The sequence below is a fragment of the Teredinibacter purpureus genome (assembly GCF_014217335.1).
GTDB classification, from domain to species: domain Bacteria; phylum Pseudomonadota; class Gammaproteobacteria; order Pseudomonadales; family Cellvibrionaceae; genus Teredinibacter; species Teredinibacter purpureus.
Map to the genome: position 1 here is coordinate 4,118,565 of NZ_CP060092.1, position 22,878 is coordinate 4,141,442.

The 22,878-nt window shown below is 46.9% G+C and carries 23 protein-coding genes; 6 read left to right on the plus strand and 17 right to left on the minus strand.

All coding sequences use genetic code 11. The annotated features are described in order from the left end of the window. Positions 1-61 precede the first annotated feature (61 nt). Together H5647_RS18370 and H5647_RS18375 are read left to right on the plus strand one after the other, a co-directional pair. A complete protein-coding gene (locus tag H5647_RS18370; RefSeq protein WP_045860516.1) occupies positions 62-2,959 on the plus strand; it encodes an MECDP-synthase in 2,898 nt (965 codons plus the stop codon). A 179-nt stretch (positions 2,960-3,138) separates the two neighbouring features. Beyond that, the gene (locus H5647_RS18375) at positions 3,139-3,375 is read left to right on the plus strand and encodes a hypothetical protein (RefSeq protein WP_045860517.1); all 237 of its coding nucleotides are present in this window, start codon (positions 3,139-3,141) and stop codon (positions 3,373-3,375) included. 15 nt (positions 3,376-3,390) lie between these two features. On the opposite strand, the gene recJ is transcribed toward H5647_RS18375, so the two are convergent. From recJ to ffh, 10 genes are all read right to left on the minus strand, one after another. Continuing rightward, a complete protein-coding gene (gene recJ / locus H5647_RS18380; protein ID WP_052692279.1) occupies positions 3,391-5,127 on the minus strand; it encodes a single-stranded-DNA-specific exonuclease RecJ in 1,737 nt (578 codons plus the stop codon). 444 nt (positions 5,128-5,571) lie between these two features. Further along, on the minus strand, positions 5,572-6,396 hold the full coding sequence (locus tag H5647_RS18385) for a nitrate- and nitrite sensing domain-containing protein (protein ID WP_045860518.1): 825 nt from the start codon (positions 6,394-6,396) through the stop codon (positions 5,572-5,574). Between the two features lie 267 nt (positions 6,397-6,663). Next, positions 6,664-8,073 (minus strand): threonine synthase, encoded by a 1,410-nt coding sequence (gene thrC, locus H5647_RS18390; RefSeq protein WP_045860519.1) that lies wholly within the window; start codon positions 8,071-8,073, stop codon positions 6,664-6,666. Between the two features lie 28 nt (positions 8,074-8,101). Next, complete coding sequence (locus H5647_RS18395; protein WP_045860520.1) at positions 8,102-9,424, minus strand: homoserine dehydrogenase; 1,323 nt, start codon at positions 9,422-9,424, stop codon at positions 8,102-8,104. A 230-nt stretch (positions 9,425-9,654) separates the two neighbouring features. Further along, the gene (locus H5647_RS18400) at positions 9,655-10,494 is read right to left on the minus strand and encodes a DsbC family protein (protein WP_045860522.1); all 840 of its coding nucleotides are present in this window, start codon (positions 10,492-10,494) and stop codon (positions 9,655-9,657) included. A 274-nt stretch (positions 10,495-10,768) separates the two neighbouring features. After that, positions 10,769-11,125, minus strand: coding sequence for a 50S ribosomal protein L19 (rplS, locus tag H5647_RS18405; protein WP_045860523.1), 357 nt, complete (start codon positions 11,123-11,125; stop codon positions 10,769-10,771). 50 nt (positions 11,126-11,175) lie between these two features. Further along, complete coding sequence (trmD, locus tag H5647_RS18410) at positions 11,176-11,940, minus strand: tRNA (guanosine(37)-N1)-methyltransferase TrmD (protein WP_045860524.1); 765 nt, start codon at positions 11,938-11,940, stop codon at positions 11,176-11,178. An 8-nt stretch (positions 11,941-11,948) separates the two neighbouring features. Further along, positions 11,949-12,488: a ribosome maturation factor RimM gene (gene rimM / locus H5647_RS18415; protein ID WP_045860525.1), complete on the minus strand. Its 540-nt coding sequence runs from the start codon at positions 12,486-12,488 to the stop codon at positions 11,949-11,951. A gap of 24 nt (positions 12,489-12,512) precedes the next feature. Continuing rightward, positions 12,513-12,761, minus strand: a complete 249-nt coding sequence (rpsP, locus tag H5647_RS18420; RefSeq protein ID WP_045860526.1) for a 30S ribosomal protein S16 — start codon at positions 12,759-12,761, stop codon at positions 12,513-12,515. Between the two features lie 155 nt (positions 12,762-12,916). Then, on the minus strand, positions 12,917-14,323 hold the full coding sequence (gene ffh / locus H5647_RS18425) for a signal recognition particle protein (RefSeq protein WP_045860527.1): 1,407 nt from the start codon (positions 14,321-14,323) through the stop codon (positions 12,917-12,919). 265 nt (positions 14,324-14,588) lie between these two features. On the opposite strand from ffh, the gene H5647_RS18430 reads away from it, so the two are divergent. Continuing rightward, positions 14,589-15,380 (plus strand): cytochrome C assembly family protein, encoded by a 792-nt coding sequence (locus H5647_RS18430; RefSeq protein ID WP_045861527.1) that lies wholly within the window; start codon positions 14,589-14,591, stop codon positions 15,378-15,380. A gap of 94 nt (positions 15,381-15,474) precedes the next feature. Beyond that, entirely contained in the window at positions 15,475-16,749 is a 1,275-nt protein-coding gene (locus H5647_RS18435) for an HlyC/CorC family transporter (protein ID WP_045861528.1), read from the plus strand. A gap of 30 nt (positions 16,750-16,779) precedes the next feature. Here the strand turns inward: H5647_RS18435 and H5647_RS18440 are convergent, their stop codons facing one another. Next, a complete protein-coding gene (locus H5647_RS18440; protein WP_052692280.1) occupies positions 16,780-17,337 on the minus strand; it encodes an NUDIX hydrolase in 558 nt (185 codons plus the stop codon). Between the two features lie 414 nt (positions 17,338-17,751). Between H5647_RS18440 and H5647_RS18445 the strand changes: the two genes are divergently transcribed. Continuing rightward, positions 17,752-18,090: a DUF3135 domain-containing protein gene (locus H5647_RS18445; RefSeq protein WP_045860530.1), complete on the plus strand. Its 339-nt coding sequence runs from the start codon at positions 17,752-17,754 to the stop codon at positions 18,088-18,090. Here H5647_RS18445 and H5647_RS18450 read toward each other — a convergent pair. Next, positions 18,071-18,406, minus strand: a complete 336-nt coding sequence (locus tag H5647_RS18450) for an NGG1p interacting factor 3 protein, NIF3 (protein WP_045860531.1) — start codon at positions 18,404-18,406, stop codon at positions 18,071-18,073. The two genes, H5647_RS18445 and H5647_RS18450, sit on opposite strands and share 20 nt — an antisense overlap. A gap of 83 nt (positions 18,407-18,489) precedes the next feature. Here H5647_RS18450 and H5647_RS18455 point away from each other — a divergent pair, with 83 nt between their 5' ends. Then, positions 18,490-19,341 (plus strand): 6-carboxytetrahydropterin synthase, encoded by an 852-nt coding sequence (locus H5647_RS18455; RefSeq protein ID WP_045860532.1) that lies wholly within the window; start codon positions 18,490-18,492, stop codon positions 19,339-19,341. Here H5647_RS18455 and H5647_RS18460 read toward each other — a convergent pair. From H5647_RS18460 to H5647_RS18480, 5 genes are read right to left on the minus strand one after another with little or no spacing between them, the layout of a single operon-like run. Beyond that, positions 19,325-20,047 carry an NRDE family protein gene (locus H5647_RS18460; protein ID WP_045860533.1) on the minus strand — a complete coding sequence of 241 codons (723 nt, stop codon included), beginning with the start codon at positions 20,045-20,047 and terminating at the stop codon, positions 19,325-19,327. The genes H5647_RS18455 and H5647_RS18460 overlap by 17 nt on opposite strands. Continuing rightward, complete coding sequence (locus tag H5647_RS18465) at positions 20,048-20,611, minus strand: hypothetical protein (protein WP_045860534.1); 564 nt, start codon at positions 20,609-20,611, stop codon at positions 20,048-20,050. It abuts the gene before it with no gap. Next, a complete protein-coding gene (locus tag H5647_RS18470) occupies positions 20,612-21,082 on the minus strand; it encodes a DoxX family protein (RefSeq protein WP_045860535.1) in 471 nt (156 codons plus the stop codon). 1 nt (position 21,083) lies between these two features. Beyond that, positions 21,084-22,208, minus strand: coding sequence for an ATP-grasp domain-containing protein (locus tag H5647_RS18475; protein WP_045860536.1), 1,125 nt, complete (start codon positions 22,206-22,208; stop codon positions 21,084-21,086). Further along, positions 22,208-22,792 (minus strand): DedA family protein, encoded by a 585-nt coding sequence (locus tag H5647_RS18480; protein ID WP_052692183.1) that lies wholly within the window; start codon positions 22,790-22,792, stop codon positions 22,208-22,210. Before H5647_RS18480 ends, H5647_RS18475 begins: the two co-directional genes overlap by 1 nt. Positions 22,793-22,878: the final 86 nt, after the last annotated feature.

Below are 22,878 nucleotides of genomic sequence, written 5' to 3' on the forward strand. Positions count from 1 at the left end.
TAAAGAATCTAGTTTACCTCGTCTACACTTACACAATAATAACTTATAGAGGTTTAGAAACATGGTTAACAGCCGCATCACGCTCGCATTGCTCGCGAGCCTACTACTGCTAAACGGATGCTCTAACAACGATAACGAATTAGCCGAAGGCGAGATAGCGCCAGCTGAAAAAACCTACGTTATTTTTAGCCCCGGCACCAGTGAATTACCTATTCCAAACGACTTGCTCTTCGCAAGCGAGCCTTTAGCAGACGGCACCATGTACGCCGGTGAAGCTGGCGGAAACCCTGTTGTAGCCGGCATTGACTTTCTCGATGGAAACTCTGTTTTGACGCCTATCGATATCGCATTTTCTGCGCCACTCGATGATTCACAAATTTTAGATGCAACAAGCTTTATCGCTATTGATGGCGCCGTTATTCCCAACCCCAATCAAAACGTTTTTTTGTTGCCTCTAAGCTATCCTGGAGGCGATGCTTTACTTCAAACCTCCGTTAACGGCACTAGCGTTGAAATACCCACTTTTGCTGATGCTGTCGCCTTTCAAACCGGTGTCGCCACTCAAAATATCGCATTGCTAGGTGAACTGGCTGTACCAACCGCCCGCGCCGAGCTCATCAGCCTAGACGGCGGGTCGAATAATATTATTCGTATTAACCCTCTCAAGCCGCTGATGCCCGAAACCAAATATTTGGTTGTACTGGCGAACATACAAGACGCGATGGGCAATGCCGTATCCTCTTCTATTGCCTACGATTTTATTCGAGACCCTGAAAGTAATTTGGCCGATACCAGCTTAAATGGCGTGCGCGGTGCAATCCAAGGCTGGGAGCAGCTGGCGAGTGGTTACTTTGGTTTTATGGCCACCGTATTTGAAGCGGCAAGCCTACCCGTTGAAGCACCAACAGCAGAAGACATTATTTTTACCTTAACGTTTACAACGGGCAGTACCGATTCGGTGCTAACAAGCTTGGCTGCGCCAGAAACATTTTTTGAAAAATCGTTACGCACGGGTTTCAAACAAGACGCTATTGCAAAACTGGTAACTGGGGTTTACAACGTGAGTGGCGACAATAGCGCCATGACATCGGTAACCGATGGCGCGATTAATAGCACGATTAATTTCCTGCTCACGTCACCCTTACTGCCCGATGAAACGCCTAATGCGCTCTACAATGAGAGCATTGCCGGCGCCGTTGCGAGCGGTGCAGATTTTGCCACTATTGCGGCTGATCCAACAGCGGCCTATATTATGCAACGCGCCGCTGCTGAAGCCGCTCTGTCAGTACACGACAGCGCTGCTGCTGAACTTGGCGATGAATCACCGTATGTGAGCATTAGCGCTCAAGCGATGGGCACAGTACAACAACTGGCCGCCGGTGCTGGCGCGCCAGTAAATGCCATTTTCCCCGTACCCGCTCCTCGCGCTAACAGCTTCTATCGCGTCGACCTAGCGTCGGACCTAAACGCACTACTCAGTGCACCAGCACTGGTATACCAAGGTCAGATAGCATTGCCCATCTATCAACCTCTCCCTGAAGGTGCCGATGGCAGTAATATTACTTCTGGCAACTGGATAGCCGATACCACCATTGGCTTTGTTATCGACGCAGGTCTGGGAAATGACGCAGGCACTACGCCTCCCTCTCAGATGATTACGCATCGCTACCCATTTCCAGCGAAGCAAGCCGATGTCACCATTCCCTTACTGGCCGTGCTGCCAGAAGCCAACACGCTGGCTTCTCTTGGTGTCACCAAACCAGACGCGGGCTGGCCTGTGGTTATAAATATTCCAGGTATTACCGCTGAACGAAGTACAGCACTCCCTGTTGCAGATGCTATGGCTTTCGCGTGTATTAACCCAGAAACGTTCGCTGCGACGGGCGCACCGTGTTTTGCCTCCATCACTATCGATAGGCCGCTACACGGAATCGCCGCTGGAGGCGCCTTTTTATCGGGGCTGTCCAGCGTAACCGACCCCAGCGTCGCTATCGTACCGAATATCGAGGGCGCCACCGTAAGCGAAAGTATTACGGAACGTCACTACGATTTCACCGCAGATGCCACGGCCAACGCTGTGCCTATGGATTATTCAGCTGAATTTGGTTCATCAGGCTCACTTTTCATCAACCTACTCCACTTTGCTGGAACACGAGATTCCCTGCGTCAAATGGCGTTGGATCTTCTTAACTTAAACGCCTCACTAGCAACGATGGATGTAGACGGCGACGGCGAGCCAGACTTTGATACCAGTAAAGTGTATGTGTACGGTGTTTCTCTTGGTGGAATTGACGCGGTTAATTTCACGGCTCTGAATAATCAGTTAGCGGTATTAAACAGCCCTTTCAGTAGCCAACCCAAGATCCAAGCCGCTTCAGTGAATGTGGCCGGCGGTAACGTCACTCGATTACTCGTCAACTCACCTTCGTTTGCACCCACAATATTAGGCGGGCTTGCCGCTGCCAGTGAAGAATTAGTGCACGGTAGTAGTGGCTTAGAGTCTTACTTTAATGTGTTCCAAGGTGTGGTCGATTCAGGAGACCCCGCAAACTTTGCTAGCCGCTTGGCAAAAGACGGCAACTCCAGCGTCCTTTTCTCTCAAGTGGCCGGTGATGTGGTTATTCCGAACGCAGCAGACGCCATGTGGGGAGAGGGTTATGGCCCCCTACAAATGGTCACTGAGGCTGGATTTATGATTGATAACTTTCCATCACCTCTCGCTAGCACGGAGCCTATGCTAGCAATTGCGGGCGCCATTAAGACGGCTGACGCGGCCTATACAGGCGAACCTGTCCGCCTCGTTAGCCGCTATACCGAAGGCGATCACGGCTCTCCCGCGAGCCCTGCCGCAAGCGCGGCGACCTTCTTCGAAATACTGCAGCAATCCATAACCTTTTTCGCCCTGGATGGCATTGTGCCGGGTTCTATCGTGACTAACCCTAACGTTATAGAGCCCTAGTTAAGCGCTACATAAATCTCTAGATAACCGCATCCTCACGGATGCGGTTTTTTTTCGCCTCAAACAAACGTTAATTACAAAAATTCTTTCAATATCAAGGTGATACAGGGATTAGTTGACAATCAAGATTAAGAAACTACAATAACCTACTGAAACAACCAATCAGTGAGTTAAACCGTATGGAATTCTTAGAAGCTGACCACAGTGAATGGCTGCAAATGTGGGAGGAACTCGCAAAAGACAGGATAAATGAAGAGGACCCTATCTGCCTCTTCGTGGGAAATTGCTGGGAATACATGGGCTCATCAGAAGACCATCACCATTTTCGTCATCAATTGCATCCACGCACAGGCAAAATAGAATTTGCTTATATTGAACGTAGACGCGCAGCAATCAGCTGGGCACACACAGCCTAGAGCGAAAGCGAACCTTCACACCGCAGGTTCGAGATAGTCGACCATTAACTGTAATGTTTGCTCTCCACGGTATTCATTTACGCTCAATTTATAGACCAGTGTCGCTTGCTGAATATCATTATTCGGCCATACGTCCAAGTCTACATTGAAGGCAATAGCCGCTAAGGCCACGCCAGAATACTCCGCAGGAGTAACTTGCAATTTTAGGTGTTTTTCGCCAACTATCCGTTGTGAAATGATTCTGAATGCCCCATCAAAACAAGGCTCTGGAAACAGTTGCCCCCACGGCCCAAAACTTTCAAGTTCTCGAGCACTATCGAGCGTAAACCAATCATCCTCTAAGCCGCCATCGGTTAACAGCTCCGCTTCTGGAGCCTTACCATCTAGAAGCTCTCCCACAACCGTTTGAAAGGCCACTTTAAACACTTCCAGCTTAGACTCATCCAACGATAGGCCTGCAGCCATCGCATGCCCGCCAAACTTCGTCAGCAAGCCAGGAGAGCCCGTTGCGATCCTGTCCAGAACATCACGCAAGTGAATGCCGGCTATAGAGCGCCCCGAACCTTTTAAGGTACCGTCGCCACTCGATGCAAATATGATTGTAGGGCGATGTAGCTTGTCTTTGATACGCGACGCTAGAATACCGATAACACCCTGATGCCAGTCGTCTTTATATAAACAAATACCCAACGGCCACGGCTTATTGTGTAACAATAATTCATCGAGATACTTTATCGCTTCAACTTGCATCGAACCTTCAATAGCCCGGCGTTCACGATTAAGGCTATCTAGCTCAACCGCAACCTGCCGTGCCTCGTTATAAGTATCCGCCAAGAGGCAACGTATACCCAAAGACATATCATCCAACCGGCCCGCCGCGTTCAACCTTGGGCCAGCAACAAAGCCCAAATCCGTTGCCGATAAACGTGGTAGCGCCCGCCCGCCCACCTCAAACAGCGCGCGAATACCGTGCGCACAATGGCCTGCTCGAATCCTTCGTAAGCCTTGATCGACCAATATTCGATTGTTCTGATCTAAAGGTACAACATCGGCTACAGTCCCAAGTGCAACTAAATCTAGATAATCGGCCATACGAGGCTCAACAAGTTGATGGTCCACAAACCAGTTCAGCTTTCGCAAATACGCCCTAAACGCATTCATAACATAAAAAATAACCCCTACTCCAGCAAGGCTCTTACTGCCAAAATTGCAGCCCGGCTGATTAGGGTTCACTATCGCTTCTGCTACGGGTAAGGTTGCTCCCGGCAAATGATGGTCAGTCACCAGAACCTTCATACCATGTCTCTGCGCAGCAACCACCCCCTCCAAACTGGCTATACCGTTATCAACCGTTATCAACAAGTCCGGAGACAGTGTCGCAATAACCTCGACAATCTCGGTTGTTAACCCATAACCATACTCAAACCGATTCGGCACAATATAGCTCACAGACTGAAAACCAAAAGCCCGCAAACAACGCACGGCAAGCGCAGTACTCGTTGCCCCATCAGCATCGAAGTCGCCGAGAATACACACTCGTTTTTGCGTGGTTAGCGCCTCAAATAGCAGTTCAACTGCTGCGTCCAAGCCGCCCATTGCCCCCGGAGGCTGTAGATTACTTAATGAGTAATCTACAGCAACTAGGTCAGTAACACGTCTATTCAGCAACACTCGCCGAATAAGTGGAGGCAAAGCCGCTAAACCTTCATCCTCTGAATTAATGGGGGTACGCCTGCGTATTTTTTTTATCATGGGGAAGTTTTGAAAAAAGAAGAAAGTAAAAAGGAAAGGTACAGATTGAAAATTGATCGACCTCATAAAGTGTAACGCTTTTGTATGCTTCAATGTACATCGGTAGAGAGCGTTAGCGCTACACAATATAGTGATCTAACCTAATCTATTTTCTCAAGGCGTTCTCAGATTACAACGCATCTCGACGCTACGCAGACACCATCCGTAAAACGGGCGTCCTCGTAGCCATCTCGATGCACAGACACTCTCATTCGAGAACGCCTTTATTTTCTCTTATATGAGGGTTCTAATCATGCGTATTTTCAGTAAAAATGTCTTTTACATTGTATTTCTGTTCGCTTACATAATGATTATTGCTCTAAACCCCTCCAGCACTGTGCCGATTGAAAATCCCACGTCTACTTCCACCGTTTTATCGGCGGATAAATAAAGCTCTCAGGTCTCTCACTCTATTCGCCGGTGAAGCCGCAGCATTTCAATATCATACTGCTCATATACAATTTCAATAACGTCGCTGGCGAAGTTAAAATATTCTATCGCCGACAGATCGCAATCACCTTCAAATAATTGCTCGCGTAGAAAAGTAAGAAATTGCTCTACACAAACTTTACATTGCCCGCTAAGATGGCGCTGACAAGCTGGGCTTTCGAGATAAACCGTAATAGTCGTCACAATATTTTCGATGTTTTTTCGATATTTTATTAGCTCAGTTAACGTTAAATTGCCCGCTAATACGTGTACGCCTAAGGCTCTGCACTGGCCAATAATTTCCCCAGTGTGTAACAACTCTTTCCACATGATCCGTGTATCGGAATAACGCGGATGATCATCCACCTTAAAATAAGCCGCTATCTCATTCAGCAATTCAATAAGCGACGCGATCAAGCGTGAATGTTGATCAAAACTAGCGTCTACAGACAATGCCTCGCATGTTACCGAGAGCGCAGCCCAATGACGCGTTATTCCATGCCAATTTTCGTTCTCCGATAACCATTCATTTAGCGCTGCCATTTTTGCCATATCCTCCACGATACAACATCTCAGCTCAGGCAATTCAGATACCCTCTGCTCACAACCGGCTATTTTTGCAGCGCTCAGCCCTCTATGACGCTGCAGGTGCACCAACAATATTCTACCCGCCTGCAACAACTGCACGGCTGTTAAAAAATTTACGCGATATCGTTCTCGATGCATCAGCGCCAGCGCCAATAACGACAGTATAAAAATACTAGACGACAACCAAACAACGAATGTATAAGAAGCGTTCATCACCGTAACCTTGCGCCCTAACCGATAAAGTTATTCATACAATACGCAATTAATATTCCATTGTCGTTTTTGTGTTACTCCGCGGGCCTACCTTGCTCTGCACGTCTACACCCTCTACAAACCTGCCCTACAATAGAGCAAATATGCAGAGCACTTTCCACTTTAAGGCAAGAACACGTTTTTTTAAAACGAAAAAACCCGCAAACACGTTAATGTTTGCGGGTTTATAATATTATGGAGCAATACTACCTTTATAGCATAGTGAATCTATATTTGAGATTGGATAAAGGCTTGCACACCAGCAATATCATTTTCTAGTATTTCATACCGCTCTTCACGATCAAACAAATCTTTCATATGATGAGGCAATGCAGGATCTTCTGCCTGACCCGCTTTTTTAACGGCTTCAGGAAATTTAGCTGGATGCGCGGTAGCCAAGCAAACCATAGGAACCTCAGTTGAACGACGCGTTTTACGCGCGGCTTGAACACCGATCGCTGTATGCGGGTCTAACAGATACTCTGTACTGTCAAATACATCACGAATAACATCGATTGTTTCTTCGTCGCTCAAACGATAACTACTAAACAACGATTGCGCTTTCTCCAATACATCATTCGATAGTGACAAATCACCGCCGTCTTTAAATGTATCCATCATCTGCTTGATTACCGCGCCGTCGCGGCCATGCAAATCAAATAACATACGCTCAAAATTACTCGATACCATAATATCCATACTCGGCGATAAAGAGTGTACGAGAGGCTGTTTAGTGTGATCGTTATTGCTAATGCAACGATGCAAAATATCATTACAGTTTGTTGCAATCACAAGCTGGTCTATAGGCAAGCCCATTTGCTTAGCCAAATACCCTGCGAAGATATCGCCAAAGTTACCAGTAGGCACAGAAAAAGACACCGAGCGATGAGGACCACCGAGCGCTAATGACGCATAAAAATAGTATACAATTTGAGCCATAATACGCGCCCAGTTAATGGAGTTCACCGCCACCAACTGTCGACCATCAGGCAAAAAGGACTGGTCAGCAAAACTTGCCTTTACCATATTCTGACAATCGTCAAAATTACCCTTCATTGCAATATTGTAAACATTATCTTCCAATACTGTGGTCATCTGTCGACGCTGAACATCCGAGACTCGCTGATACGGGTGTAGAATAAAAATATCAACATTTTCGCAATCTCGACAGCCTTCAATGGCCGCCGAACCAGTATCGCCAGAGGTTGCCCCCATGATTACAACTTTTTGATCACGTTTTTTCAGCACGTAATCTAATAAGTTGCCTAAAAACTGCAAAGCAAAATCTTTAAAGGCTAAAGTGGGCCCCTGAAACAACTCCAATACCCATTCGTTATGACCCGTCTGGATGAGCGGCGCAATTGCCTCATGCCGAAACCCTTTGCCCGTTTTGGTATCATAAGAAGCGTGAATCAATGCCTTCAAGTCTGCGTCTGGAATTTCGCCGTCAACAAACGGCGCAATGATATTAAACGCAAGTTCTTCGTAGCTAAGACCCGCCCATGATGCAATTTCCTCTTTCGAAAAGTGCGGCAAGGTTTCTGGAATATACAAACCACCATCGCTAGCAAGGCCTGTAAGTACTACCTCTTCAAAACTTAAAGCGGGGGCTTCACCGCGGGTACTGATATATTTCACAGTCGTAGTTCTCTTCGTAAATATTAGTTTATTTTAGCGATTCAACGCGAATGCGCACCACGCTATCTGCGACGGAGTCTAACTGTTCAATTTTACTAATCGCCGAGACAATTTGCTTTTCCACTGCGCGATTAGTCAACAAAATAACAGAGACATGCTCTTGCCCATCTATAGGCTCTTTTTGAATTAACGCCTCTATGCTAATACCGGCGTCGCTTAATATCTGCGTCACGTTTGACAGTACACCTGGGCGATCTAAAGCGGAAATACGCAAGTAATACGCCGTTTCAACCTCTTCTATCGGTAAGATGTTGTAATCACATAAATGATCTGACGCGAACCCCAAATGCGGGACACTTGCATCATAATCCGAATTGTTGCGCTCAGCATTAAGTGAACGGCTGACATGTACTATATCTGAAATCACTGCTGAAGCCGTAGGCTCTGCACCAGCGCCAGCGCCGTAATATAGCGTTGGTCCTACCGCGTCGCCCTTTACGAGGACAGCATTCATAACGCCATCGACGTTCGCAATTAATCGGCTAGACGGAATTAACGTGGGATGCACGCGCAATTCAATGCCGTTATTCGGTCGACGTCGAGTAATACCAAGATGCTTAATGCGATAGCCTAGCTCATCCGCATAAACAACATCTTCCTGTGTAATACCCGTAATACCTTCTGTAAACACTTTATCGAACTGTAAGGGCATTCCAAACGCTATAGACGCCAATATAACCAATTTGTGTGCGGCATCTATGCCTTCCACATCGAATGTAGGGTCTGCCTCTGCATAGCCTAATGCTTGCGCCTCTTTGAGTACGTCTTCAAATGCACGGCCTTTATCTCTCATTTCGGTGAGAATAAAGTTACCGGTGCCGTTGATAATACCGGCCACCCATTCAATTTTATTCGCGGCTAGCCCCTCGCGCATCGAACGTATAATCGGAATGCCGCCCGCAACCGCTGCCTCATAAGAAACCGTGACATGATGCTTAACGGCCTCCGCGAAAATCTCATTTCCAAACTCTGCAATCAATGCCTTGTTAGCCGTCACAACATGCTTACCGTTTTGAATGGCCTTAATCACAAGGTCTTTCGCCACAGTGGTTCCACCAATCAACTCAACCACGATATCCACTTCGGGGTCATTCACCACGTCAAATATGTCATGACTAAACTGAATACTAGATGTATCACAGTCAGGGTTTAGCTGACGTGCTCCCACATGGGTAATATTAATTTGCCGCCCGGCTTTTGCATCAATATCGATTTTGTTTCTGGTCAGTACATTAAATGTACCGCCGCCAACGGTACCAAGACCGCAGATGCCGACATTTACCGGTTTCAAAGTAATTCCCTCAATTTCGCTTGGATGAACCACCCCTTTTTGAGGGCAGCATATAAAAGAACCGCAACCTTACTGACGCCAGTATTGGCTGTCAATGCGCTACCACCAATGAACAGTAGATTCTGCACGCGCCCCATAAATCGTCTATTCTCGCTGCACAAAAAAGGGGCTTTCGCCCCTTTTATATCACTAATGTCCAGAGCCTCTAGAACCCTAAACAACCATCAGCATTATATACCGATTCGCTCAGCCAACTGCGCTGCCGGCATATAACCAGGGATCATTTGACCATCTTGCATAATAATCGACGGAGTACCCGTTACGCCCATTTGCTGACCCACTTCGTACTGAGAAGCAACAGGGTTTCCCTCGCAAACATTCATCGGTATTTCTTGACGATTTTTTAAGCGAGTAAGTGCTTCTTGCGGGTTATCGGCACACCAAGCCGAGGTTATTTTATTATACGAATTCGAATTCACGCCTGCACGAGGGTAGGCTAAATAACGAACCTCAATACCCAACTCATTAAGAGCAGGAACTTCCTGATGAAGCTTCTGACAAAAGCCGCAATCTACGTCGGTGAAAACAGCAATACTGGCTTTAATTTCACCTTCAGGTGCAAAAACGATGGTATCTTCTTTTTTAATGTCGGCCAACAAATCAGCTCTAACACCGACCATACTAAGGTCTGTAATGTTAACAACTTCCGTACCCGCGATTTGAAGCATTTTCCCATCGATAAAATAGTTGCCTGTTTCTTCCATATACACGATGCCACGCCCCATTATTTGCACCTCGTACAAACCGGGTATAGCGGTTGGCTTGATAGCGCGAATACGTAGGTTTTCATTTGCGGCCAATAAAGCCTTAGCAATAGTGTCGGAGGCTGTTTTTAGCTCATCGGCACTCACCTCGCCGGTTTTGGCTGGCGCTTTAACAACGCCCTTCGGGCCTTCGGATGCGGCGGCAACGCCTGTATCGGCTTCACCTTTACAAGCAGACAAGCTCAATAGAGAACAGGTAAAAGCAAGGCCAAGTAGGCGCGAGGACAAGGGGAATCTGATTTTCATAGCAACCTCATAGGGTAGTTGTAATTTCTTGTTTTTATGTAGGTATCCACTTCTTCCTATGTAGGAAGTCAGTGCTTAGTAAGCGCTAGTACGGCATGCTTAGAGCCGCAAAGTTTAGCACGGTTCCGTAAATCAAATGTGCAAGCACAGAGATTTTCAATTATTCCATTACTTGCCCTTCAAAAGCTAAAGGCAAAACGCAAAAAAGCGGCCATTCAGCCGCTTAATCGTAATATCTGAGTCTCGCTAGCGTTCGAATCTAGCGGTAGACACCTTAGCCTAACTTTTCTTTAATACGTGCTGCTCGACCTGTTAATTCGCGCAAGTAATACAATTTAGCTTGGCGAACGTCACCACGACGCTTAACGGTAATGCTATCAACTTGCTTACTGTGTGTCTGGAACGTACGTTCAACACCGATACCGTGAGAAATTTTACGCACGGTAAACGCTGAGTTTAAGCCCCGGCTACGAATACCGATAACCACACCTTCGTAAGCCTGAAGACGCTCACGAGTACCTTCCTTTACTTTAACCTGAACAACCACGGTATCGCCGGGGCTGAACTTAGGAAGCTCCTGCTTGAGCTGCTCGTTTTCCAGCTCCTGAATAATTGTGTTCTTAGAACTCATGGCTTGCTCCTGTCAAATATGTAGCCTCTCGGCTAGTAAAATCGTTAAATTCAGTTATCGTTGCCTGGCAAAGCCTGCTCTCGAATATAAAGATCAAGCAGTTTTTGCTGTGCCGGGCTAAGGTTTATAGCGCCTATTAAATCGGGCCTTCGTTTCCAGGTTCTACCTAATGATTGCTGCAAACGCCAATTTTCAATTCTTTTATGGTCTCCAGACATCAGTACCTCTGGTACTCGCTGCCCTGCGACCTCTTCCGGGCGAGTGTAATGGGGACAATCTAACAACCCCTGCTCGAAAGAATCCTGCTCTGCCGACTGCCGATCTCCTAGCGCACCAGGAATCTTTCGTATCAGAGCATCTAGCAATACCATGGCTGGTAGTTCACCACCACTCAGCACATAGTCGCCGATAGAAATTTCTTCATCAACATGAGCATCGATAAAACGTTCATCGATACCCTCATAACGACCTGCGATCAACACCACATTCGCATTGTCGCTTACCGTCGACACTACCGCCTTAGTCAAAGACTGACCCTGAGGCGATAGATATATAACCTGTACGTCTTTACGAGCCGCCTTCATTTGCACGCAGGCAGCTGCGAGAGCATCCGCGAGAGGCTCTACCCTCATCACCATTCCGGGACCACCACCGTAAGGTCTATCGTCAACCGTTTGATGCTTGTCCTGAGTGAAATCGCGAGGGTTGAGAAAGCTAAGCTCCATCAAACCCTGCTCGATTGCCCGACGGGTAATACCACTTTCAGTAATCGCCCGAAACATTTCCGGGAATAGCGTAATAACCGTAACGCGCATAGCGCGAGTCAAAATTCAGGATCCCAATCGACCCGTATTTGCTCATTTTCAATATCAACGTCTTTGATATAAAGATCTAGTACATAAGGCACGAGTCTTTCTCGATCATCGATACTGTCGTCACTGGGTTTCACGGCCAACACATCGTTAGCACCCGTTTCCAGCAACTTGTCAACAACACCTAAATTAACGTTGCTGCCTTCGTACTCGCTATAGACATTTAAGCCTATAAGCTGATGCCAGTAGTAATCGCCTTCGTCGAGATCGGCCAACTGGCTTCTCTCAACGGCAACGTCAACCAAGGTATACGCCGCTGCTTGATCGCGGTCATCGACACCTTTTATGTGAACAACCAGACCATTGCTATGCAATTGATGGTCGTCAATTTCTACCGGCTTTACACCATGGCGCGTTTTCAGCCACCAAGGGGAGTACTGCAATATGCCATCTTCAGGTTCAGTGGAGGACTTAACCTTCACCCAACCTTTGACACCAAAAACGCCCGTGAGACGCCCAACCGAAATCAAGTTTGAACGTTTCATTGTCACCGACGTATAGGCCTGTGAGCTAGCTTATGCAGCTGCTGTGGCTTCTTTAAGTAACTTGGCAACACGATCAGAAATCTGTGCGCCTTGACCCGCCCAGTAATCTAAACGTTCGTTATCTATACGAAGACGTTCTTCTTGGCCACGAGCAATTGGGTTAAAGAAACCAACGCGTTCAATATAACGGCCGTTACGTGCTTTACGACTGTCAGCAACAGTCAAGTGATAAAAAGGACGCTTCTTGGAGCCGCCGCGAGCTAATCGAATGCTTACCATGTAAGTCTTTCCTGTCATTAATTCTTGTAATCAGGCACCCAGCTTTTGACGTTGGGGGACCTGCGAAAGGCGGCGTATTTTAATGGAAAGCCATACCCTTGTATAGAGCTAATTTGGCTAATTATCCATCTTTATGCTACCGCACAATTTAAGGGTTACCGGCCCATACCGGGCGGCAAACCTCCGCCACCCATGGGCGGAAGGCCACCAGGGCCACCGCCACCGAACATTCCGCCCATACCACGCATCATTTTCTGCATGCCGCCGCCCTTCATTTTCTTCATCATTTTGCTCATTTGCTTATGTTGCTTGAGCAAGCGATTTAAATCTTGGACCTGCGTTCCTGACCCAACCGTAATACGGCGCTTACGAGAACCGTTCAACAAGTCAGGGTTTTTGCGTTCAGCGGGCGTCATGGAGCTTATAATGGCGTCCATCTGCTTAAACTGCTTACCCATATCGGCTTGTTCTGCCATTTGCGCCATATTGCCCATGCCGGGCAATTTTTCCAGCATTGCGGTCATGCCGCCCATATTATTCATTTGCTGCAACTGATCACGTAAGTCTTCCAAATCAAAACGCTTACCGGCCTGCACTTTTTTCGCTAATTTTTCAGCCTTCTCTTTATCGACTTTTTGCTCGACGTCTTCGATTAGCGACATAATATCGCCCATTCCAAGAATTCGAGAAGCAACGCGATCAGGATGGAACGGCTCTAGCGCTTCGGTTTTTTCACCTACACCCATAAATTTAATGGGCTTACCGGTTACGTGCCGAACAGATAACGCTGCACCACCACGCGCATCACCGTCAGTTTTGGTTAGAACCACACCGGTTAACGGCAACGCCTCGTTGAATGCTTTTGCGGTATTTACCGCATCCTGGCCGATCATAGAATCAATCACGAACAAGGTTTCAACAGGATCTAACACCTTGTGCAGGCTCTGAATTTCGGCCATCAATTCGTCATCGACGTGAAGTCGACCAGCGGTATCGACCAATAATACGTCGGCATGAATTTTCTTAGCTTGAGAAACGGCTAATTTAGCGATATCGACGGGTTTTTGATCGCTCGTTGACGGAAAGAAATCAACTTCAACCTCACTTGCCAACGTTTCTAACTGCTTAATAGCAGCAGGACGATAAACATCTGCACTGACCACCATCACCTTCTTCTTTTCTTTCTCTCGAAGAAAGCGCGCCAGCTTAGCCACTGTGGTTGTTTTACCCGCACCCTGCAAACCAGCCATCAACACAACGGCTGGCGGCTTGGAGGCCAAGTTCAATTTTTCGTTTGCCTCCCCCATTAACTGGGTCAATTCGCTCTCAACAATTTTCAAGAATTGTTGGCCGGGGCTTAGTGAACGAGCAACCTCTTGCCCTTGTGCACGCTTGCGCACAAGCCCAGTAAAGTCTTTAACGACAGGCAGTGCCACATCCGCTTCTAGCAATGCTTTGCGCACATCACGCAAAGCCTCCTGAATATTGTCGTGATTAAGACGAGATTTACCGCTGATTTTCTTCAGCGAACGCGTCAAGCGATCCGATAGAGTTTCAAACATAAGGCAATTTGACGTTTATTGGCTGTTAATGGATACATATGAAAGCCGCGACTATTAGCGGCGGGCAAGTATAATCGTTGATGATTACAAATACGAGGCCTCCATCTCCCGCGAAGAGAGTTACGCCCCTAGAGTAAAAGACCTCTTGCGTAGCAGTAATATAAGCATGATGAAATTTAATGGTCCCGCGAAACCCAGCCTCTTGCCATTTCATGCCCGAAAGCACTACTCTGTGAGGTTTTAGGGCCACGAGAATCACATGCCTATGTTTAGCGCCATCACAATAACCCTTTACCTTGCTGCATGGGCTTTTCTACTGCACGCAACTTTGCGCAGAGAAACGCTCAAAGAAAGGCGCCTTCTGGTGTTTATTGCATTAGGTGTACTGGCGCACTTCGTTACGGCCTTTATTTCCATGCGCACAGAGTCAGCCTATCAATTTGGCTTCGTTAAGGTGCCATCGTTGTTTTTTGCCGTTATCAACGTCGTGGTACTGCTAAGCAGTATGCGCAAACCACTCCACAACCTATTTCTATTTATCTTACCGCTTAGCATTACAGCCATACTTATATCAGGCGTAGAGCAAGCCGTAATGAAAACCAGTGAACAGCTTAGCCTGGAAGTTATCTCGCATATTCTGCTGTCTATTCTTGCTTATAGTCTGCTGACCATCGCTAGCCTACAAGCCCTGCTTCTCGCTTATCAAAACTACCAGTTAAAGCACAAACACTTACGCGGTGTGATGGGGCTACTCCCGCCACTGCAAACAATGGAAACCTTACTATTTGAACTGGTTTGGGCGGGAGAAATACTCTTAACGCTTTCAATTATTACCGGTTTTCTATTCACACACAGCTTTTCTGAACAACATCTGTCACATAAAGCCGTATTCTCCATGATATCGTGGCTCATTTACGCCATGCTACTGTGGGGCAAGCAGACACTGGGATGGCGCGGTGCTGCTGCCATTCGTTGGACGCTTGGCGGTTTTGCGGCACTCATGCTCGCCTATTTTGGAAGCAAGCTGGTGCTTGAAATTATTCTTGGGCGCGTCTAGCCACATACTGACTATTCCTACGCACAGCCCCCTTGAACACACCTTAAAAGTCGTTCAAGATAGCCCTACCGCGTATCTACAGGCAAACACTTCATTGGACAGCATTTCCCCGGACCTCCTTATTGGGATTTTGGTCGCCCTTATCGTTCTTTCTGCTTTTTTCTCCAGCTCCGAAACAAGTATGCTTTCGCTCAACCGTTATCGGTTACGGCACCTTGTTAAAAAGAAGCATAAAGGTGCCGTTAGAGCCGCTCGACTACTGGAACGGCCAGACCGACTTATAAGCGTTATTCTTATTGGCAACAATCTCGTAAACATTGTTGCCACACTTATCGCTGGCACCATCACGACCTACTACTTCGGGGAGTGGGCGACGGTATTCGTGTTGCCGATTGTACTCACACTCGTCATTTTGATTTTTGCAGAAGTCACCCCCAAGTCGGCTGCTGCAGTGTACCCAGAAAAAATAGCCTTTCCGGCAACACTCGTTTTAACCCCGCTACTCTTTATACTTTACCCTGCTGTACTTTTGGTCAACGCCATATCCAACGGTATCGCGCGCCTGTTTGGCATGGACCCTTCCCAAGCACGCCGCAGTGACCACTTGCGTATGGAGGAGTTGCGAACGGTCGTTGACGAAGCTGGAGAGCTTATTCCTGACCAACACCAAGGGATGCTACTGAACGTTCTCGACTTAGAGAAAGCGACGGTTGAAGACATTATGGTGCCGCGCAATGAAGTTGAAGGTATAGATCTAGAAAACGACATGAGCGTCATCTTGGCGATACTGCGCTCCACAGAATACACCCGCTTACCCGTCTATGAAGGCAATATTAATAAGGTCGTCGGCATACTGCATATGCGCAGTGCACCTAGATTTTTAAAGGGTGATGACAACCAAATATCACACAGCGATATCCGACAACACTTAACCGACCCTTACTTTATTCCCGAGTCAAACCCTCTTCCCACTCAGTTAATGAACTTTCAAAAAGAAAAGCATCGCATTGCAGTAGTGGTAGATGAGTACGGTGATGTGCAAGGGATAGCAACGCTCGTCGATCTCCTGGAAGAAATCGTTGGCGACTTTAGTACCGACGCTGCAGAGGATGCGTTTGATGGAATAGTAGAGTGTGAAGACGAGTGGTACCTAATTGATGCCTCTGAGTTTATACGTGATGTAAACCGTAATTTAGGCTGGCAATTACCCACAAACGGCCCCAAAACAGTGAACGGTATTATTGTTGAACACCTAGAAAACATCCCAGACGCATGCGTGAGCTTTAAGATAGGTAGCTATCAATTCGAAATTGTAGAACACAGCGAAACACGCATAGAAAAAGCGAAGATACTCGAACTAAGCGCCTAGACCTAAGCACCTCAATGCTACGTTAAGCCATTATTGAAAGGCGATTTCAGGCGCACAGTGATGCGCCCGGCCTATTGTAATACCATAAAAATGTGCCATAAAGTCCACTAGTACTCTCGCGGTAAACCCCCAAATGATATAGCCCTTATATTCATAAACTGGCGCCCAATACTCACGCCCCCTCACCTCAAACACTTCTGTCCTTACTCGCAAATCAGCCTTGAGCACGGCCAGCGGTAGCCAAAAGATATCGGTCAATTCATCAAGATTGGGGGTGAGAAGGCTATCCGCAGGCACCCGACCAATATAAGGCGTTACTCGCATACCCGCGCGAGTATAGCTAGGCGTTAATTCAGCAACAACCTCAACAAACCGAGGGACTAAGCCGACCTCTTCCTCCGCTTCCCTTAACGCGGTATAACGCAAATCAGGATCTCCGGGCTCCCACTTTCCACCCGGAAAAGCAACCTCGCCACTGTGGCTGGACAAGTGCTGGGCACGCAAGGTGAGCAATATTTCTTCCTCGCCCTCGGGCCTATCTGAAATAGCTAATAATACGGCTGCCTGCTGAAATAGAGCGTTACTCATAAACACTTCCACCATTATCCAATGCTGTTATTATCCAACAAATCCGCCCTTTCTCGCCACGCCAAAATTAGCGTCAACTGTACCTAGACACTCAACACCGATCGCCCAGCCCGCGCCAACCAAAAATAACGCTATGTAGATATGGCCGCCAATCCCCCGTGCTGACTGCTTATAACTTATTCGTATAGGTTACCCTATACACATTCCTTATTGATTTTTGGTAGCATGTTTTTCACACAATAAAGAATGGCTCATCAATTTACCAATGGCTTGGTGAAGCAATGAGGTAATCATTAGGGGTAGAGTGCGAAAATGTCTGGCCGGGGGGCCGTTCATTTTTCGTCACTGCCACGTTGTACTTATGGGCGCCACTATTCGTTAAAGGTGCCAGATATTCCGTAAGAGGCAGAAAAAATGAGTGATTGGCCCAATATAGATCAATTGATAAACATGGCAAAACATCAGCCCGAAGCGCTGGAGGCATTTCGTCAAAAAGAAATTAACGCACTAATAACAAGCGCACCAAAAGAGATGCAGCGTCGCCTACAAGGCTTACAGTTCAAAATCGACTGTCAAAGAGAGCTGCATAAAACCCCCATGGGCACCTGTGTGGCGATCTCTAACATGATGCACGATTCAATGTTGCAACTTAATGAGCTGCTGAATAACGAGAATGCTCATACGACATCCACACAATCCGCCACGAATAGCCACACACCTGCGGCGGGGCAACTTATTCCCTTTCCAGCATAACGCTGTCATCTAGTCGCCATAGAGAAAAGGCAGGCTCCTCGTATGGGTGCGCCTGCCTTAACGCCTCGATTACCGCTATTTTACGGCGCCCTTCCAACACCAATTCAACACGATGTTCAGGTACCGTCTGAAGGCTGCCTACCGGGCCAATAAACGGTGCACTACCTTTCATTGGCCGAAACTGACCCTCGCCTAAGATTTGCCAACTACAAGCGTCATAGCTACCAACGCACCCGCCTCCAACGCTAAATATCGCTGCTTTCACCGACTCTGTATAACGCTCAGGAACATAAAAAACTAACTGATAGAGTGCCATTTCGCTCCTTAGGATTTTCCCTCTACTAGATTTAGGGTGTACCATAGCCGCCCGCAATTTCATCCCGCCAGTCTGAGAGTATTATGCGTTTATTTGTCGACAACCTCACCAATGTAGATTTTAGCTATCTCGACGCACAGCGTGGGCTCGTCGGTGAAACTTGGCTCGCCAGTATTGAACTCGACGGTGCGCTAGACGAACAGGGAATGGTGTGTGATTTCGGTATCGTAAAGAAAAAACTTCGCCACTGGCTCGACACGGTTCTCGACCACTGTCTGCTTGTTCCAGAAAAGAGCAGCGCACTCCAACTTCAAACTAAGGACGGCCAGCAGGGTATCAATTGGCACCTTACTACTGGCGAACTACTGAAATGTGCCTCGCCAAACGAAGCCATTACGCTTATCGCAACTGAACAAATCACGCCTACTTCAGTGGCCAACTGGTGCATTGAACAATTGCGTTCAGAATTTCCAGACAGCATTGAGAGCTTAAAGCTCACGTTTACCAATGAAAATATTGATGGCCCTTTTTATCACTACAGCCACGGCCTTAAAAAACATGCGGGGAATTGCCAACGCATTGCGCACGGACACCGGTCTAGAATCGATATTTGGCGTAATGGCTCTTTGAGCTTATGTGATATGGACGCTTGGGCGCTAAAATGGCAGGACATCTATATTGGTACCAAAGAAGACTTATCCCATACCTCAGACTCGGCATTCGATACGGATAACTACGCGTTCACCTATCATTCTCAACAAGGCCATTTCAGCCTATCGCTCCCCAAAACACGCTGCTACTTAATGGCAACCGATACTACCGTCGAATTTATCGCCCAACATATTGCGCTAACACTCAAGCAACAATACCCAGACGACACAATAACGGTAAAAGCATATGAAGGAATCGGTAAAGGCGCTATCGCGCAAGCTTAAAGGTTTCAATAGGCGCTGTGCCACAAGCCGCTCCGTCTTTATAACGAAAAACCACATTTGTAGCCGATACTTCTATGTGCGAAAAGCTAACAGTACGCGCGTCTTCCCTGTGCATACAAATGCTTCTTGCTGAAGGGCATTCGCCATGGTGCTGATGCAAACGATAAAAGCTGTCTACCGTACAATCTTTCGGCTTACCAACCAAAGTACGGTAATCAGAGAGCCTCGATAAAAGCACTTCTTCAAAAAAACGAGCCGACGAAATAATAGGGCTAGCAACTGATTTTTTCTGTAGAGCGCGACCGTCCCACTGCCATAACACAACCGATTGCTGAGCCCCGTCAAACGTCGGCAAAAAAATTAACAAGGAAAACGGTGCGTACTTTGCGAGCGACAAGGTCTTTACCGCACGGTTAATATCTTCAAGTGTTCCAAGTGCCGACAATTCACGTATAACACTGCCACGGGATGTCAATCGGCCTTTCGGTAAGCGGCCTTGATAGAAGTTTAACAACGCCAATGTAATACCCGCCGTATTCACAGCAACCCAAGACCCTTCACCTTCCGGGTCTATAGGCATTAATCGGGAGAAACCAGGCGCGCTGAAGAGTCGAGGCGCAAGAGCGCGCTCACGCGTTATTTGTTCGTCTCGATTAAAAAACACATGGTAGGAGTGCGACTGGTACAACCAACTAATCGTGCACATTTACGCGTTCGTCTTTGCTTGATCTCGCAAAAAAGTTGCTGTGGCGGGCGCCACACCCAAACCGCTATCAATATTTATACACTGTACATTCGCCACCATAGAAATAATGGCGAGATGATGTACCGCATGGCTAGACGCAAAGATTAATTCACGTAATAGGCTCGAACCAACAACCACACTGTTAGTCTCTTCCAAGGCAACCTCTGATTGCACCCAAATGCAGCCGAGAATTCTCTGTTCATCCAAACCTTGCAACCAACACTGCAGTGCTGCAATTTCGCTTTTTGCCATAGCAATATCACGCTCACAACTGGCACCTCGACGACGCTTGTCATAATTAACAAGCGGCCGACTATCGCCACTAATTTCCGTATTATGAGATTCGGCCAGCATTAGCGCTCGATAGATATCAAGTATATGGCGGAAATGAGAACCTAAAGAACTCACCACAACGGGAGGCTGTACCAACGTATAGTGTGTGTCCGTTACTGTGTTAAGTACACCTAGGCATTGCTGTAACGCCTCTTTATTCCCCTTAAGCACCGCGGCAATCACACTATCCATTTAACGACTTCCCACTCTATTTTGCGGTAAAACTGACCGAAGCTGACTATTTTCCGATAGCCAATCAGTCACTATCAATGCAGCAGCACTCGCACATGTTAAGCAGGCCATAATAAAAAGTGCGCCGCCGTCATCGCCAATAATGGTGCCGTTTTCATTAAACACGGGCATCAATAAACCCAAGGGGGTAAACACGTGAAAAACAATGGCACCACACATTATTTCGAATGCAAGCACCGCACCCCAAACCTGTAAGCGGCTAAATAAAAGCAGTGCTGCCACCAATTCCGCCACGCCCACAATGTAGGCTCCGTAGATTCCAAACCACAGGAAGCCAGACCACTCCCCCAAAATACCGAATATATGCTGAGTTTCAGGCGATCCCGAAAATTTAAAGAATAGCGATTGAATAAAAACAAATGCGATCCATACGGATAACAACAACCGATAATGACGATGAATAAAATTCACGTTACGAGCCCCTCTTTAATTCGCCAACCCAAATGCTGAGCATAGCCCAAACCGACGGCACCTTATAACCACGAGTACGCAGCTGGTCACCAATACAAAATAATGTTTTATATTGTACTAACAAGGTGCCTAATGCGTCTCGAAAGCGCGTATTGCTATCCCATATATGGGCTTGCTCACTACTCACACCATTTATTTCAATAATACTAAAATCTATACCGCGCTCAAGTTGCGTAATATTCCGGAACTTAACATCTAAACGGCCATAATAAAATTCAGGCAAGCCCTGCATTAATGAGTCTATTGCCTGTGTTAGCGGTTCAGAAATATAGACGTTGCCATTGCGAAAAATACTCCCCCGACAGTGGCTGCCCGCAAACTCCAAAGACCACTCTTCACCACAAGCAAGTACCTGATCAAGATTCGTTTTGTTCTTTTCACAATGCCGCTTGGCGAGTTTGTGCGCTCTGGGATGAGCATAAATTAATTGTTTAATCGTAGAACAACCATCGCCAACGATAACGGGACGATATTTTAACGCAAGAGAAACAATTTTCCCTTTTTTGTCAGAGGGATTACGAACATAAAAGATACCCGCTTCAGCCGCATAAGGCGCTAGCTTCTGCACCATTAACTCATGTGAAGGTATTACGTTTTCTAAATATTCCTGCAGCTGAGACTCGGTTTGAATTAAGCTAACCCCACTACCTCGGCAGCCCATATCCGGTTTTATCACAAACGGAAGGTCAATTCCTGCTACGCTCGCGTGTCGAATAATCACCGCGCTCTGCTTATTACCGAGATCGCTATCAGGCTTCACCACAATAAACGGCAAAATCGTTTTAAACAGCGCAGGAGCGGCTTGATTAAAAATATCTTTTTTCGACTCGCCAATCATTCCACCTAAAGGAATATGTGGATTCGCCAGTAAAGGCAACCCTAAGCTGCGGTAGCGAATAGAAAGGTACAACCAGTAAACCGCAACGGGAACGTACATTAACCATACTGGCCAAAACTCAAAAAATGATGTCGTTTTTTCCTTAAACACTAAAGGCGGTAAACCCGCATTTACCCCCTGTTCTAACCAATCGCGTGCCGCAGTTGTCTTACTATCAGATTCTTTCATCAATTCGGTTTCACCGTTATTGTCATTCTGGACGCCCGTACATTGTTTATTACAAGCAACAACAACGCAAACCCCATTAAAGCCCACTTCCAATTTGAATCCCGTACGGTATCACTCATTCCAACCAAGTTAACCAAAAGAAAGACAACGGCTATCCAGACTACGCCTGCACCCACCATAGCGAGAGAAAAACGCAACAGTGGTACACGCCATAAACCACAAAACGTAAACCCTAATGTACGCAACCCAGGCACAAAGCGAATTAAAAAGATATTGGATAGGGTTCGATTATGGAATTTTTTTCGCAGCATTCGCCCCTTAGCTGAGCCTAACAACCAACCTCGCAACCACCGCCACCTTCGACCATACCTACCCAGCAAATACAGTGCAAAATCACCCGAAGTAATACCCACCAAACTGGCGATTAACGCTAAAGGTAAAGATATTTCGCCCTCTAACGACGCTATTGCTGCAAAAAAAACTGCGGCGTCTTCCCATATCCACGCTATTACGATAATCGCAAGTACGAAAACACTCCAATGCTGGCTTGCAAAACCCATCGCCTGCTGAATTAGTTCGTTCAAAGCTATCCTTAATTACGCGCTATAAACCCGTTAAAACGGTAACAATAGACTAAGGCTTTATTGTAAGGTTCCGTCAATAAAGAAAG

Bases quoted from the DNA above. Each gene is read 5' to 3' on its own strand.
- H5647_RS18370 (WP_045860516.1), top strand. From the start codon at position 62: ATGGTTAACAGCCGCATCACGCTCGCATTGCTCGCGAGCCTACTACTG.
- H5647_RS18375 (WP_045860517.1), top strand. From the start codon at position 3,139: ATGGAATTCTTAGAAGCTGACCACAGTGAATGGCTGCAAATGTGGGAG.
- recJ (WP_052692279.1), bottom strand. From the start codon at position 5,127: ATGATAAAAAAAATACGCAGGCGTACCCCCATTAATTCAGAGGATGAA.
- H5647_RS18385 (WP_045860518.1), bottom strand. From the start codon at position 6,396: ATGAACGCTTCTTATACATTCGTTGTTTGGTTGTCGTCTAGTATTTTT.
- H5647_RS18400 (WP_045860522.1), bottom strand. From the start codon at position 10,494: ATGAAAATCAGATTCCCCTTGTCCTCGCGCCTACTTGGCCTTGCTTTT.
- rplS (WP_045860523.1), bottom strand. From the start codon at position 11,125: ATGAGTTCTAAGAACACAATTATTCAGGAGCTGGAAAACGAGCAGCTC.
- trmD (WP_045860524.1), bottom strand. From the start codon at position 11,940: ATGCGCGTTACGGTTATTACGCTATTCCCGGAAATGTTTCGGGCGATT.
- rpsP (WP_045860526.1), bottom strand. From the start codon at position 12,761: ATGGTAAGCATTCGATTAGCTCGCGGCGGCTCCAAGAAGCGTCCTTTT.
- ffh (WP_045860527.1), bottom strand. From the start codon at position 14,323: ATGTTTGAAACTCTATCGGATCGCTTGACGCGTTCGCTGAAGAAAATC.
- H5647_RS18430 (WP_045861527.1), top strand. From the start codon at position 14,589: ATGTTTAGCGCCATCACAATAACCCTTTACCTTGCTGCATGGGCTTTT.
- H5647_RS18440 (WP_052692280.1), bottom strand. From the start codon at position 17,337: ATGAGTAACGCTCTATTTCAGCAGGCAGCCGTATTATTAGCTATTTCA.
- H5647_RS18445 (WP_045860530.1), top strand. From the start codon at position 17,752: ATGAGTGATTGGCCCAATATAGATCAATTGATAAACATGGCAAAACAT.
- H5647_RS18450 (WP_045860531.1), bottom strand. From the start codon at position 18,406: ATGGCACTCTATCAGTTAGTTTTTTATGTTCCTGAGCGTTATACAGAG.
- H5647_RS18455 (WP_045860532.1), top strand. From the start codon at position 18,490: ATGCGTTTATTTGTCGACAACCTCACCAATGTAGATTTTAGCTATCTC.
- H5647_RS18460 (WP_045860533.1), bottom strand. From the start codon at position 20,047: ATGTGCACGATTAGTTGGTTGTACCAGTCGCACTCCTACCATGTGTTT.
- H5647_RS18465 (WP_045860534.1), bottom strand. From the start codon at position 20,611: ATGGATAGTGTGATTGCCGCGGTGCTTAAGGGGAATAAAGAGGCGTTA.
- H5647_RS18475 (WP_045860536.1), bottom strand. From the start codon at position 22,208: ATGAAAGAATCTGATAGTAAGACAACTGCGGCACGCGATTGGTTAGAA.